Annotated in this window: 12 protein-coding genes; 6 read left to right on the plus strand and 6 right to left on the minus strand. The window is 65.2% G+C overall.

Features of this window, described 5'->3' with window-relative positions:
• Nucleotides 1-56: 56 nt before the first annotated feature.
• Entirely contained in the window at nt 57-2462 is a 2406-nt protein-coding gene (locus F4X41_02825; protein MYB15958.1) for a hypothetical protein, read from the plus strand.
• A 10-nt stretch (nt 2463-2472) separates the two neighbouring features.
• Here the strand turns inward: F4X41_02825 and F4X41_02830 are convergent, their stop codons facing one another.
• Together F4X41_02830 and F4X41_02835 are read right to left on the minus strand one after the other, a co-directional pair.
• Nucleotides 2473-3132, minus strand: coding sequence for a redoxin family protein (locus F4X41_02830; GenBank protein MYB15959.1), 660 nt, complete (start codon nt 3130-3132; stop codon nt 2473-2475).
• A gap of 57 nt (nt 3133-3189) precedes the next feature.
• Entirely contained in the window at nt 3190-4119 is a 930-nt protein-coding gene (locus F4X41_02835; protein MYB15960.1) for a TIGR01777 family protein, read from the minus strand.
• 91 nt (nt 4120-4210) lie between these two features.
• Here F4X41_02835 and F4X41_02840 point away from each other — a divergent pair, with 91 nt between their 5' ends.
• Genes F4X41_02840 through purE form a run of 5 tightly spaced genes read left to right on the plus strand, consistent with a single transcriptional unit; the run spans nt 4211 to nt 10359 of the window.
• Nucleotides 4211-6400, plus strand: coding sequence for an MMPL family transporter (locus F4X41_02840; GenBank protein MYB15961.1), 2190 nt, complete (start codon nt 4211-4213; stop codon nt 6398-6400).
• Complete coding sequence (locus tag F4X41_02845; GenBank protein ID MYB15962.1) at nt 6397-7497, plus strand: carotenoid 1,2-hydratase; 1101 nt, start codon at nt 6397-6399, stop codon at nt 7495-7497. The genes F4X41_02840 and F4X41_02845 overlap by 4 nt, the downstream gene beginning before the upstream one ends.
• Nucleotides 7448-8413, plus strand: a complete 966-nt coding sequence (gene lgt / locus F4X41_02850) for a prolipoprotein diacylglyceryl transferase (GenBank protein ID MYB15963.1) — start codon at nt 7448-7450, stop codon at nt 8411-8413. The genes F4X41_02845 and lgt overlap by 50 nt, the downstream gene beginning before the upstream one ends.
• A 17-nt stretch (nt 8414-8430) precedes the next feature.
• Nucleotides 8431-9864 carry an NADP-dependent isocitrate dehydrogenase gene (locus F4X41_02855; protein MYB15964.1) on the plus strand — a complete coding sequence of 478 codons (1434 nt, stop codon included), beginning with the start codon at nt 8431-8433 and terminating at the stop codon, nt 9862-9864.
• On the plus strand, nt 9865-10359 hold the full coding sequence (gene purE, locus F4X41_02860; GenBank protein MYB15965.1) for a 5-(carboxyamino)imidazole ribonucleotide mutase: 495 nt from the start codon (nt 9865-9867) through the stop codon (nt 10357-10359).
• A 91-nt stretch (nt 10360-10450) separates the two neighbouring features.
• On the opposite strand, the gene F4X41_02865 is transcribed toward purE, so the two are convergent.
• The 4 genes from F4X41_02865 to F4X41_02880 form a co-directional block, all read right to left on the minus strand.
• Nucleotides 10451-10846, minus strand: a complete 396-nt coding sequence (locus tag F4X41_02865; GenBank protein ID MYB15966.1) for a type II toxin-antitoxin system VapC family toxin — start codon at nt 10844-10846, stop codon at nt 10451-10453.
• The gene (locus F4X41_02870; GenBank protein ID MYB15967.1) at nt 10843-11085 is read right to left on the minus strand and encodes an Arc family DNA-binding protein; all 243 of its coding nucleotides are present in this window, start codon (nt 11083-11085) and stop codon (nt 10843-10845) included. Before F4X41_02870 ends, F4X41_02865 begins: the two co-directional genes overlap by 4 nt.
• Nucleotides 11086-11150: 65 nt before the next feature.
• A complete protein-coding gene (locus tag F4X41_02875; GenBank protein MYB15968.1) occupies nt 11151-11951 on the minus strand; it encodes an ABC transporter permease in 801 nt (266 codons plus the stop codon).
• The gene (locus F4X41_02880) at nt 11948-12940 is read right to left on the minus strand and encodes an ATP-binding cassette domain-containing protein (GenBank protein MYB15969.1); all 993 of its coding nucleotides are present in this window, start codon (nt 12938-12940) and stop codon (nt 11948-11950) included. The genes F4X41_02875 and F4X41_02880 overlap by 4 nt, the downstream gene beginning before the upstream one ends.
• Nucleotides 12941-13029 lie beyond the last annotated feature (89 nt).

Consider the following 13029-nt stretch of genomic DNA (forward strand, 5'->3'; position numbering starts at 1 on the left):
GTTCGGGCGTCCAGGCCATCGCCCAAGGCGCGCGGCGCCGGCACGTCAATTTCCTGTTGGGGCTGGCGATCGCCGCCAGCGTCCTGGCGCTTGCACCGCGGCCGGCCACCGGCGAATTGGCCGGTGACGGCAACTACAACCTCTGCCACTTCCTTGACCCCAACCATTTCCAGGCATTTGAGCGGCTCTACGAAGGCCTGCTGCCGACCATTTCGCCCACCGTGGCCGGACTCATAGATTCGGATGGCGACCTCGACTACAACGATTGCGATGAGTTCTACGTCAATTACGAGGCCGATCGAGATCCGGCGCTGCGCCCCGGCACCAAGCTGGCCCAGCTGGCCCGCGAATTGGACCGGACCCCGGGCCGACGCCCGGCCACCCTCGACTTCTCGAATCTGGACTTGGAACAGTTCAGCTGGCGCGACGATTCACTCGAGGCGCTGATCAGTTACCACTTTGCGGCCGGTCACATCGACCGCCTGCGTTTTTCCGGAAACCCGTTGGGGCCCGACGACGTGGACATCTCAGAGTTGCCGGAAGGGTTGTTGCTGGTGTTCGACGGCGGCACCGGAACCCGGGTCGGATTCGGAAGTTCGGGGTATTCGGCGCCGGAAGGCTCGCGCCCCTTGATCGAGTTTGAATTCGCCTCGATTCCGCCCGGGGCCGGCGTGGAAGTCGGCGACGAGGCGATTGACGTTTGCTTGCAGATAACTCTCGAGGGACACCGCCAATGGCGCCTGCGAATCAACGCCTCGGATCGCATCCGGTCGGTGTTCGGGCTGGTGATCAGCTTGCCCGATAACGCTGAAATCGAACCCGACTATGAACTGGAACTGCTGCTCGACCTGATTCCGGGTTGTCAGGGGACCGCCCCGCGGCCCGACATAAACGACGGCGATATCGACTATTCGACGCTTCTGGTGCGCGACAACGACGCCCCTCGGCATTCGCTCTGCCAGCGCCATCCGGCGGTCCGCACCCAGATCGAATCCTGGCTGCCGCGGAAAAGGGCCTGCGAGGAGGTGAGCATAGCGCAACTGGCTCACGTCACCGAGATCGATCTTTCCGGCCATGCGGACGTGGCCGACATCAACGCGGCAGATTTTTCGCAGTTGCCGCACCTGCGTCGGCTGGATTTGAGCAATGCCGGTCTGACCGCATTGCCGCCGGACCTGCTGGGCGAGATCGGTCCGGCAAGAACGCTCGTGGTTGACGTCCGAGACAATCCGGGCGCCGAAGGGGAAGGGTTCGGTCTATCGAACCTGCCGGCGCTCTGGCGACAGCAGATCGTTCCCGGTGTGGAGGTAATCCTGGACCCGGATTCGCGCGCGGTCACCGGGTTCGACAATCCGGTCTACTACGCCGATGAGGGTCGCCCGCTGGCCGTCGGCCTGCAACATCAGGACCGCGAAGCGGCCGGGGTGGTGGCCCGACTGCTGCTCAAGTCCGAGAACCGCGGCCATGGCGCCGAAGCCAGCGACCTGCCGCGGCCGATCAACGTCGACGTGCCGTTTGGCAGCGCCCGCCTGGTCGCCCTGGACGTTCCCGAGGAGCGGGTTTCGGATGGCGATGACGAGGCATTCGTCCTGCTGATGATCGATCGCGCGACCCCCGGTTTCGGGCGGTTCACCCCGATCATCGATTTCGTGACCGTGCGCATCAGGGACGCGGCAAATTACGTGGCTCCGGCGCCTCCGCAGCCGCCTGAACCGGCATTCGGCAAGATAACCGTGCTCGACAACCTGCATCTGGCCGTCGAGGCACACGACGTCCTGGCCCACAACGTTCCGGTGCTCGACGTGGAGCTCCCCGGCGGGGGTACCGCGGTCGCCGATTTCCGCGCCCATTTCGAGGCAACCGGCGGATTGGAACGCTGGGGCTATCCGGTTTCGGAGGTCCTGATCGTAGAACCCGGGGCCCTCAGCCAGTACTACCAGCGCGGCGTGGTCGACTTCCACTCGGTCGGCGCCGGCTGGTTGGTCGAACGGCGGCTGGCCTGGGACTACTTCGGCGGCGGCGAAGGCGGCAGCACCGACTTGGGAGTCGAGTACGCGCCGACCAACCCGCATCCCGGGCAGGTGTTTGAGCCTTGGGGCCGCCGGGTCTCAAACCGGGCCGTTGACGGGACGGTCACCGGGTTCGCCGACTTCTTCAACCGGCTTGGCGGAGTGCAGTCATTCGGCCTGCCCAAGACCGAGGCCCGGGTCGACCGGCAGGCGGGCGCGGTCCTGGCGATCGGAGATCCCGGATTCATCCGTCAGTACTTTCAGGCGGCGGTGCTCGAATTCCATCCCGGCGAGCCCGACCCGGTCAGGTTGCAGCTGCTGGGCGATGATCTGCGCGACGCCCAGTTCGCCGCCCAATCCTGGCGAAATCTGCCGGCCTTCCTGGCCAGCGACCCGCTGACCAAAGACGACCCCTACCGACCGGCCCGGGTCCGCCCGAGCCGGACCGGCTGAGCGCCACCGCCTAGAGACGAGCGCCGAATGGCACGGCGCTCAGGTCGGCGCCGTTCTCCTCCAGGAGAAGCCGGATCGCATGCTCGGTCTGCTCGTAGGCGCCCTCGCCGATGCGGTCGTAGCGCAGGGTGCCGGCGGCGTCAATCAGGTACTTGCGCGGCCACCAGCGGTTGCGCCAGGCGTACCATGTGCCTTTTTGGTTGTCGATCGCAACTGTCCAGGTCACGCCCAATTCGGCCATCGCCTGGCGGACCCGCTCCTGGTCCTTTTCGTAGGCAAATTCCGGCGTGTGCACGCCGATTACCTTGAGCCCGTGGGCCGCGTAGCGGTCGTGCCACTGCCGCACATAGGGAAGGGTGCGGCGGCAATTGATGCAGCCCAGTGTCCAAAAGTCGATCAGGACAACCTGGCCGCGCAGGCCCGCGATCGTTGTTTTCTCGCCATTCATCCAGGCTCCGATACCCGAAAACTCGGGCGCGGGACCCCGATCCTGGAGGGTGACCGTAATCGGCGGCGGCGGAGCGCCCGCCGGTTCGGGAGCGGCGACTTCCGCTTGCTGGGCGCCGATGCCGATGCCGATCAGCACGATTGCGGCGGCGGCAACAACCCCGACGGCGGCCAAGACCAGTCCGCGCGAGCGGCTAAGAGTGGCGGCGAAATTGGACAAGATTTGGGTCCGGAATCAGGCAGGAGGGAGTCGCGCCCTGGCCTTGGGCGCCCATGTTTTTCATACGCTAGCAGGCGGCCCGTCGGATCGCCTGCGCAGGATAAGGCCCTTGAGTGCCGTGTACAGATCGGGGTGCGCGAACCGCCAACCGGAGTTCTGGAGGCGTTCCGGGATTACCCGCTTGCTGTCGAGCAGTTCAGTCGAGAAACCGCCGAGCAATAGGCGCAGGCCGAACGCCGGCGCCGGCAGAACCGCTGGGCGACCCAGAACGCGTCCCAGGGTTTGCGCAAATTCCCTCTGCCGAACCGGTTCTGGGGCAGTCAGGTTGTAGGTTCCGGTGCATTCGAGATCCTCAATTGCCCCGACCACAAACCGACACACATCGGCGATGTGAACCCATGACCACCATTGCCGGCCGCTGCCCAGCGGTCCGCCGAGGCCGAGGCGCGCCAGCGGCAGCATTTGCTTTAGAGCCCCGCCGTGGCCCAGGACGATTCCGAGCCGCATGGTAACCAGGCGATTGCCGGCGGTGGCGAACTGCTCGGCCGCAGCTTCCCACTCGCGGGCGACCTGGGCCAGGTAGCTGTCGCCGCTCGAGGCGCGTTCGTTGAGGACCTGGTCGCCGCGCGGGCCGTAGTACCCGATCGCGCTGGTCGATATCAGCAGTTGCGGTCCCGGCCGAGCATCGAGCATGCCGCGCACCAGATTCGTCGTTCCTCGAACCCGGCTCGTCCTGATGCGTTCGCGCTTGGCCGACGTCCAGCGTCCGGATACGGGCTCACCGGCCAGGTTTATGACGGCCTGGACCCCGGAGAGGGCCTCGGCCGGCGCCGGCCTCGTAACCGGGTCCCATTGGACGACCTGCTCGTAGCCAGGGGCGATTTGAGCCCGGCGCGAAAGCAGCACCAGTGAGTGGCCCTTTTCCTCCAGCACCGCCGAAACCTCCCGACCCAGCATGCCGGTACCGCCGGCAATCGCGATGCGCGTCAAGGCATGCACTCCATTTCTTCGCCCGCAATATCAGGATGCCCAAAAACACCCATAATTAAAAAATTAGATCGAACCCGGACGATGGCGCCTAGTGTTTGTATCCCTGGGCCGGGTGGTGGTGCGGTGGCGCTGGGCGGTGGTTTTCGGCTGGTTGCTGCTGGCCGGAGTCGGGTCGGTTTTTGCGGTCCAGGTACCCGAACGGCTCGTAGCCGGGGGATTCAGTTCCCCCGACCTGGAAGCCGCACAGGCCTACGAGCGGTACGCCGCCGCGTTCGAGCAGCCGTTGCCGGTGCTCACGCTAATCATTCACGACTCCGATGGGCGAATCGATTCGCCCGCGGCCCTCGCCGAAATCGAGCGGCTGCGCACCGCGGTCCTGGCGGTCGAGGGCGTCGCCGCGGTCCAGGCCTTGGGCGAGGCCGGCTTCCAGCGCGCCGATTCGGGGAAGACCGTCTTCCTGCACGTGACCACCGATTTGCAGACCGCCCGGGCCCACGCGCTGACGGGGCCGGTCAATACCGCCATTGCCGGTTCCTGGCTGGAGGTGCGACTGGCCGGTCCGGCCGCCTACTACCACGATATCGAGCAGTTCACCAAGTCCGATTTGCAACGGGCCGAATTGCTCGGGGTTCCGTTTCTGCTGCTGGTCCTGCTGGCGGTATTCGGAAGCCTGACCGCCGCCGCCCTGCCGCTGGTCATGGGCGCGATTTCGGTGGGGGTGGGCCTGGCACTTGTCTGGATGGTTGCCGGCGCGGTCGAGATTTCCATCTTCGCGCTCAACATCGCCACCCTGCTGGGACTCGGTCTGGGCGTGGACTATTCGCTCTTCCTGGTCTCACGGTACCGGCGCGAATTGCGCCGCGCCGGCCCCCGGGCGGCGGTCGTGGCGACCAGCGCCTCGATGGGCAAGACGATCGCCTTCTCGGCGACGGCGGTCATCATCGGCCTGACCGCTTTGACGATGTTCGAATTCCAGTTCCTGCGCTCGATCGGAATCGTCGGCGCCATGGTGACCGCCGTCGCGGCGCTTTGCGCGTTGACGCTGGCCCCGGCGGTTCTGGCGATATTGGGGCCGTCGATCAACCGTTTCCGGATCCTGCCGCGTCTATTCGGCGGGGGCCGATTCTGGGCCCGCACCGCCCGCGCGGTCATGAAGCACCCGATAAGGGTCTTCGTGCCGGTTGCAATGGTCCTACTGGCATTCGTGATACCGCTCTCCGAAGCTCGCATCACCCTTCCCGACGCGCGCGTCCTGCCCCAGCGCGCCGATGCCCGGCAGGCGTTCGAGCTGCTCGAATCCGAATACGGTCCCGGCCAGCTGGCGCAGCTCTTTCTAGTCTTGGAATTCGAAGACGGCCCCTTCAGCGACGCCGCCCTCGAAAAGCAGCTGCGGCTGGTCCGATCGCTCGAAGCCGACCCGCGGGTGGCGAAAACCAGCGGGATCGTGAGCATCGATCCGCGCATAACCCTGGATCAATATCGCCTGCTTTACTCCGACGGTCCCGCCGCATCCGATCCGATCGCCCGCGCCGCTGCCCAGGTTTCCACCAGCGGCAACCTGGCGTTGATTGGAATCACGCCTTCAGTTGCCGGCAATAGCGCCGCCGGCCGCGAACTGGTCTATGCGATCCGGGACCGGGTTGCCGGCCTGGAGTTGCAGGGACAGCTGGGCGGCGGGTCGGCCAACTACACGGATTTCGTCGACGCCGTTTACGGGACCTTTCCGATTGTGATCGGGGTCATCCTGCTGGCCACTCTGGTCCTGCTGGCGGGCATGTTCCATTCGCTGATACTGCCGCTCAAAGCGGTCGCGCTCAACCTGCTCTCGCTAACGACCAGCTTTGGCGCGGTAGTGCTCATCTTCCAATTCGGCTGGCTTGCGCCGCTGCTGGGGTTCGAGCCGCTCGGCTACATCGATGCCACCCTGCCGGTGATCCTGTTTGCGATGCTGTTTGGCCTCAGCATGGACTATGAGGTGTTCCTGCTGGCCCAGGTGCAGGAAAACTGGCTCGAATCAGGCAACGTTGAGGCGGCGGTCGCCAACGGGTTGCAGGCCTCCGGGCGGGTGATCACCTCCGGGGCGCTGGTTGTGATCGTGGTTGGCCTGGCCTTCGCCAGCGCCGAGGTGGTGACCGTTAAGGCGCTGGGAGTCGCCGGAGCGATCGCGATAGCCACCGACGCGGCGATAGTTCGCTCGCTGCTGGCGCCGGCGGCAATGAAGTTGGCCGGTGCCTGGAACTGGTGGATGCCCGTTCGGGCGTATCGTTTGCAGCCCCGATGAGGGCCGCGCCGCCAAACGCCCTGCCGGGATTAATAATCGGCCTGCTGCTGGCCGGCTGCGCCCAATCCCTTACCCCGCTGCCCGACCCGGCCGCGCCGGCGCCAGTGGAAATACCCGGCCTCCCGCCGATCGAACTGCCGCGCGACCATCGGTCCCATCAGGACCTGTCCGAATGGTGGTACTTCACGGGCCATCTGCAGGACCGCGAAGGAACCTGGTTCGGGTTCGAATTCGTGATCTTCGCCGCCAACCGCCAAAACCTGGGCTCCAGCTTCGCCGCCCACGTTGCGATCTCAGACCCGAACCCGGGCAGCTTCCGCTACGCGGAGCGGACCTCGAACGTGCACGGCGCCGCCAACCGCGGCGACTGGCTCTGCGTGGGCGGGTGGACCCTCGGAGTAGGGGAGAACGATTTCTCGATCGCGGCCGGCGACGACTTATTCGGCTTCGATCTGATGCTGCGGCCGACCAAGCCGCCGGTGCTGCACGGTGAGGGAGGCGTAATCGACTTCGGCGCCGCCGGATGGTCGTATTACTACTCGCATACCCGGCTTGCGGTCGAAGGGAAGCTCACCCTCGGCGGGGCCGAACGCAGCGTAACCGGGCAAGCCTGGTTCGACCACCAGTGGGGCGATTTCCTGGTGACCGGGCAAGGTGGCTGGGACTGGTTTTCGCTGCAGCTGGACGACGGCCGCGAATTGATGGCGACGGTCCTGCGTGACGCCGACGGGGATGAGACGACGGTCTATGGCACCTTGGTCGGCGGCACGGGCGCCGCCGCGCATCTGGACGCGACGGCGATCGAAATCCAGGTTCTGGCGGACTGGCGCAGCCCGCGTTCGGGCGCCGATTACCCGGCCCGCTGGAACCTGAGAGTCCCTTCGGCGGGATTGAACCTGGATCTGATTCCGACCATCCCGGACCAGGAGCTGGACACGAGCGCCAGCACCGGCACGATCTACTGGGAGGGATCGGTCCAAGCCCGGCAGGCCGGCCAGCCGGTGGGGCGAGGGTTCGTCGAATTGACCGGTTACGCGGAGACCGGAGATCGACGCCCGCCGGGAGCTGTCATTGGGCAAAATCTGTGCGGGCCATAGTCCCTGCGACGGCCCGCAAGGCACCCGCCATCATGCGCACGCGGGAGAACACCGCTTTATCTTCGGTTTGATCGAGATCCCATTGAGTCCCTACCTGGAGGTGGGGCCGGTTACGCTGCGGTTTTACGGACCGATCGTCGTGGCCGGAATTGCCGCCGGTTGGTGGATTTGTCGTCGTTACGCTCACGCGGTTGGGATCACGGTCGACGACGTCGACGCGATCGCGCTGTGGGCGATCATCGCCGGAATCGTGGGCACCCGGGCGCTGCACGTGATCGACAAATGGCCGGAGATCTACGCTTCCGACCCCCTATTGGCGCCGCAGATTTGGCGCGGCGGGGGCGCGATCTGGGGCGGAATCATCGGCGGGGTGGCCGGGGGCGCGATCGCCGCCTGGCGACACGGGATCTACATCCCGGCCGTGGCCGACGTCGGCGCGCTGGGCCTGATCCTGGGCCAGGCCATCGGCCGTCTGGCCAACGTGGTCAACGGCGAGCACACCCGCGTCGCGTCCGATCTACCCTGGGCTTTTCTTTACACCAATCCGGCCACCCTGGCCGCCCGCGACGCGACCGGCGCGACGTTCCCGGCCCACCCGGCCCATCTCTATGAATTGCTCGCCGACGTCCTCATCCTGGCGGTCCTGATATTTGCGATCAGCCGCTGGGGCGGGTCCGGGCGGGTCTTCGCACTCTATGCGTTTTCCTATTCGCTATTCCGATTCCTGATTACTTTCCTGCGCCAGGACGAGCTTTACGGCCCCTTTTCCCAGGCGCAATGGATCGCAGTCGCGATCGGATTGGTCGCGGGGCTGGCGCTATTCCTCTTTTGGACCGGGCGCCTGTCCACCCGGACCATGCATTGGCGGCGCGCCCGTGGACAAGCTCCGCCCATAAACCCTGATCCCAGCGACTAGACCCAACGGAGCCGCGCTTGTCATCCAACGTCCCGATAACGGTTGCCCACGGGGACGGTATCGGCCCCGAAATCATGGACGCAACGCTTCGCATATTAGATGCCGCCGGCGCCCGGCTCGAGATTGAAGAGATCGTTGTCGGCGAGCCGGTTTACCTGCGCGGATTCACCGCCGGAATCGAGGACGGATCGTGGGAATCGTTGCGGCGCACCAAGGTCTTCCTGAAAGCCCCGATAACCACTCCGCAGGGCGGCGGCTTCAAGAGCATGAACGTCACGATCCGCAAAGCCCTCGGTCTTTACGCAAACGTCCGCCCGGCCGTCGCCTACGACCCCTTCGTCGCAACCAAGCATCCCGGCATGGACGTGGTGATCGTCCGCGAGAACGAGGAGGATCTCTACGCCGGAATTGAACATCGACCCACCGCCGGCGTGACGCAGTCCCTGAAGCTGATCTCGCGCTCCGGGTCCGAACGAATCTGCCGTTACGCGTTCGAATATGCCCGGCGGTTCGGGCGCAGCAAGGTGACCTGCTTTACCAAAGACAACATCATGAAGATGTCCGACGGCCTCTTCCATCGCGTGTTCGACGAAGTGGCCGCCGAATACCCGGAGTTCGAGAACGAACACTGGATAGTCGACATAGGCATGGCCAAGCTGGCCGACACGCCCGAAGTATTCGACGTGATCGTTACCCCGAACCTTTACGGCGACATCCTCTCCGACATCGCGGCCCAGATAGCCGGCAGCGTCGGTCTGGGCGGATCGGCCAACGTGGGGGCCGAATGCGCCATGTTCGAGGCGATCCACGGATCTGCACCGCGCCGCGCCGGACAGAATCTGGCCAACCCTTCGGGGTTGCTGCACGGCGCGATCCTGATGCTGGTCCACATCGGCCAGGGGCAGGTGGCGGCAAGGGTTCGCGACGCCTGGCTGGCGACCATCGAGGACGGCGTGCACACCTACGACATGTACTCGAAGGAGCACAGTTCGCGCAAGGTCGGCACCCGCGAATTCGCCGATGCGGTCATCGAGCGGATCGGTAGCCGTCCGCAGCGGTTCGGTCCTTCCAAATTCGGAGATCCCGAGGAGGGCGCCGTGGCCGCGGCCACGGCAGTAACTCGGCCAGCCAAAAAGATAGTCGGAGTCGATGTCTTCGTCGACTGGGATGGCGCCGCGCCGAGCGAGCTGGCCGGCAGGGTAAAGCCGCTCGGCCAGGGATTCGAACTGACGGTTATCGATAACCGCGGCCTGAAGGTCTGGCCGGGTGATTCGAGCGACGCCATAGTCTCCGAACACTGGCGCTGCCGCTTTGAGCGCGATCCCGCCTCGCACGAAGAAATAGCCCAGCTGCTCGCCCGCCTGGGCGCCGCCGGCATCGATTTCGTCTCGGCGGCGAACCTTTACACCTATGACGGAAATCCCGGATTCTCACTAGCACAAGGTCAGTAGATGTCCGAGCAAAAAACTCTTCAGGTTGGCGTGGTCTTCGGGTCCAAGTCCGATTGGCCGGTCATGCAGAGCGCTGCCCAGCAGCTGGAGAAATTCGGAATCGCCTTCGAGGCGCGCGTCCTTTCCGCTCACCGAACCCCGGACGACACGGTTGAATGGATACGGTCCTGCGAACGGCGCGGGGTGCAGGTTTTCATTGCCGCTGCCGGCGGGGCGGCCCATCTGGCCGGCGCGGTGGCCGCGCAGACCGTCCGTCCGGTGCTGGGAGTCCCCATGCCGGGTTGGGCCCTGGACGGACTCGACTCGCTTCTCTCAACGGTGCAGATGCCGCGCGGGATCCCGGTCGGCACGCTGGCGATCGGGAAGGCCGGAGCCCACAACGCGGCCCTGTTGGCCGTCCAGATCCTGGCCCTGCACGACGAATCGCTGGCCGAAGCCCTCAATTCAGCGCGGCGAGCCGATCGCGACGCGATCCTGGATACCGCCCTGGATTGAAGGGCGAGCGCCCCGGCTTCAGCGCAATGAACCGGTTTGAGGTCTGATCGAATCGTCCCCTGTGACGTTCTACCCGGTTTCGAAACCCCGATCAGGCCGCCGCGGGCGCAACCGCGACGTCGGGCGCGGTTCGCAGAATCTTTCCGTCCCGAGTCGCTAGCCGCACTCCCAGCGCGCGCGCCGCGACCACGTATTCGGCGTCGTAAGCACTCAGTCCCGATTCAAGCGCGGCGGCCATCGCGGCGGACGCAGACACCTCAACCAGACGGCCGTCAAATATCGCTTCGGCATCGCCGATAACCTCTGCAGCCGCTGCGGGTTCCAGCAGATTCCGCCGCGCGAATCCGACCAGAACGTTGTTCAACTCACTGGATAACAGTCGCGGAGCCACCCAGTCCGGATCCCTCGTGAACAATTCTTCAGAGTCACGCCCCGAATCCACGTCGAGCAGCAGATCAATAACCACGTTGGCATCGACAACGATCATCGTCGGCCGGCGTCCAGCAACTCCCGCACGATCTCCGGACCGGCCGCGATGGGCCCGATCACGCGCTTGCGCAAACGGATTCGCTCAAGCAGCGCCTCGGCGTCGCGGGGCTCGCGCGCCAGCGAGTCCTCCAGCCGATTCAGGATTTCGCGATTGAGGCTGCGCCGGTTGCGGCGCGCTTCTGCCTTCAAAGCCAGGTGCACCGCCTCGGGCACATCGCGGACGGAAATATTCGGCATTGGGAGCACCGATGTGATGGCATTGTGCTGGCTAAATGATATCAATTGTCCGGCCAACCGGGGCCCTATTTGCGGCGAATCCGGCCCAACAGCGCCCAGGTGGCCAGCGGGAAGGTGATCAGCCCGATAGCGGCGATTCCGGCAATCGCGCCCAGGATGTCGGAAATCACCCAGCCCTCGCTGACCAGTGAGCGCATTCCCTGGAGCAGATAGGTCACCGGATTGAAGGTAACGATTGTGGCCATCCAGCCGGTCATGGCCTCCTGTGGAACGAATACCGGACTGAGAAATACGACCGGGAAAAAGATTATGAAGCTGGTGTTGACGGCCGCCGGATTGCCAGTTTTCAGAGCGATCGAGTAGGGGAATCCGTTGTAAATGGCCGTCCAGCAGACGGTCAGCACCAGCAACGCGATCACCCCCGGCACGCCGGTCTTGAATTCCACCCCCACAACCAGCGCAAGGATCAGGACCGGAATCGTCATCACCACCGCCAGCACCATGTCGGCCACCATGAATCCCAGCATCATTGCGGGGCGATTGACCGGGGTGACCGCGAGCCGGTCGAAGTAGCCGCCCTGGATGTCCAGGACCAGGATGTTGGCGCGACTGAGTCCGGTGACCGCAAACAGGATCGCCACCGGGATCTGGAAGGCCTTGTAGTCAAAGCCTTCCGCACCCGGGAATCCCTCGGTCAGGTCCTGGAGGGCGCCGACGTTGATCAAAAAGAAGAACGCCGGCACGATCAGGGCTCCGACAAGGGTTTCCGGGTCGCGGGGAATCGACCGGATCGCCCGCTCGCCCAGGCTGGCCAGGTCGCGCCAGAACCCGGCGGGGCGGGCCACGACCCTCTCGGCGGTCGTCAATGTCCGCCCACCGATTCGAGTTTCGCCGGCGCCGCCGGTTCGGCTCCGCCCGACATCCGTGCCCCGGTAACGTGCAGGAAAACGTCGTCCAGGGTGGGAGTTCGAAGGGTTAGCGCATCCACCTCCACCCCCGCCTGGGCCAGGGCGATGGCTACTTCGCTGATCTGACGCGAACCGCCCGGGGCGGCCACCGACAGTTCGTGGCCAAAGGTGTCGATCTGCCCGGCCCAGGGCAGGCCTTGAAGCGTTTTCAGGGCGATTACGGGATCGTCCACGCTGACCACGATCACGTCCGATCCGATGTCCCGCTTGAGCTCGCGTGGAGTTCCCTCCACCGCCAGAACGCCCTCGTCGATGATTCCAACCCGGTCGGCAAGGGCATCGGCCTCCTCGAGGTATTGCGTGGTCAGGAAGATCGTCACGCCCAACTCGCGATTGACCGAGCGGATGTGCTCCCACACGCGCGCCCGCGAAATCGGGTCCAGGCCCGTGGTCGGTTCGTCCAGGAAAAGAATCTCGGGGGAATGTATCAGCGACGCAGCAAGGTCGAGGCGCCGCTTCATGCCGCCCGAATAGGTTCCGATCAGGCGCTTTATCGCGTCCCCAATGTCGATCAGATGCTCGAGTTCGGCTATCCGGCGATTGGCGTCGCGGCGCGATAGACCGTAGAGATACCCCTGCAGGCGCAGAAGTTCGAGCCCGGTCTGCTTGGGATCGAGCCCGACGTCCTGGAGCGCGGTCCCGATCTTGAGGCGGACCCGGGCGGCGTCGGAAACAACATCGAAACCGGCCACCTTTGCCCGCCCCGCGCTCGGTAGGAGCAGGGTGGTAAGGACCCGGAGCGTAGTCGTCTTGCCGGCCCCGTTGGGGCCGAGAAATCCGTAGATCTCGCCCGGGGCGACGGCGATGTCAACGCCGCGGACCGCATGCACGCGATCGAAAACGCGATGCAATCCGCCGGTCCAGATCGCCAGCCCGGATTCAGTCATGGTCAGGTCTTACCGCAACAGCAGGGAGATTGAGCAGGCCGATGGCCGCAGCAAGTATGGCGCAAGTGGCTTTGCAGGGCGGGCGGCGC

This window comes from Chloroflexota bacterium, assembly GCA_009840625.1.
In the GTDB taxonomy this organism is placed as follows: Bacteria; Chloroflexota; UBA11872; order UBA11872; family VXNJ01; genus VXNJ01.

Coding starts and splice junctions, on each gene's coding strand:
- F4X41_02870 (MYB15967.1), bottom strand. CDS start 11,085: ATGCCGAATATTTCCGTCCGCGATGTGCCCGAGGCGGTGCACCTGGCT.
- F4X41_02880 (MYB15969.1), bottom strand. CDS start 12,940: ATGACTGAATCCGGGCTGGCGATCTGGACCGGCGGATTGCATCGCGTT.
- F4X41_02845 (MYB15962.1), top strand. CDS start 6,397: ATGAGGGCCGCGCCGCCAAACGCCCTGCCGGGATTAATAATCGGCCTG.
- purE (MYB15965.1), top strand. CDS start 9,865: ATGTCCGAGCAAAAAACTCTTCAGGTTGGCGTGGTCTTCGGGTCCAAG.
- F4X41_02865 (MYB15966.1), bottom strand. CDS start 10,846: ATGATCGTTGTCGATGCCAACGTGGTTATTGATCTGCTGCTCGACGTG.